Source organism: Spiroplasma sp. hy2 (assembly GCF_044714365.1).
Lineage (GTDB): Bacteria > Bacillota_I > Bacilli_A > Mycoplasmatales > Mycoplasmataceae > Spiroplasma > Spiroplasma phoeniceum.
The window spans coordinates 1-677 of sequence record NZ_RXFZ02000319.1 but is presented as its reverse complement, the minus strand read 5'-3'; the positions used below and the strand labels follow the sequence as shown (position 1 = coordinate 677).

The window sequence follows — 677 nt, the reverse complement described above, 5'->3', positions numbered from 1 at the left end:
TARTGTTTTAAAATTTTATAATTATGATTGAACTATTAATTTAGCCAATATTATTGCTCGTCATCAAATGCGATTAGTAAATGGTAAAGATATTTTATTTAAATCACATAGAGAAGATATATTACAAAAATTAAATTGATGATATGAAACTTATAAAATAAAAGAAAAATTAGATAAAAATGAATTAACAGCAAGTTTAATGGGTAAAACTATTTTTGGTTTATTAGAAACTAGTGATGGCAATATTGATTTATGAATTAACCCATTTAACTTTACATCTCGTGTAAGTAAAATAAATGAAATTGAACAAGGTGCTGATATTTGATTAAATTATCATCAATCAGATAGTGGTTTTATTTTAAATTTAATTTGTACCAAAGATAAAATAATTATTAAAGGTTGACCTAAAAATAATGAAGTAGTTGTTGGTCAAAGTAAAACACAAATTAAAGATGATGTTAGACCTGTTTTAGTACAAGAATTTAAAAATAAATTAGGTATTGTCCCTTTTTGAGAAATGATAAATGAACCTAATCCATTATTTTTATCTACATCAACTACATTAAACCCATGACCTACAATGGCAAATTGTTATAAATTACAATTTGATTTAGAAGATAGTTTTAATATTAAATCAAAAGAAAGATATGCAAATCGTACGCATTGATATGGGWKAT

The 677-nt window shown here is 23.1% G+C and carries 1 protein-coding gene; it reads left to right on the top strand.

Annotated elements, in window-relative coordinates; all coding sequences use genetic code 4:
- A partial coding sequence (locus tag EHV01_RS06300) for a hypothetical protein (RefSeq protein WP_422066714.1) occupies positions 1–677 on the top strand: 677 nt, incomplete at both ends.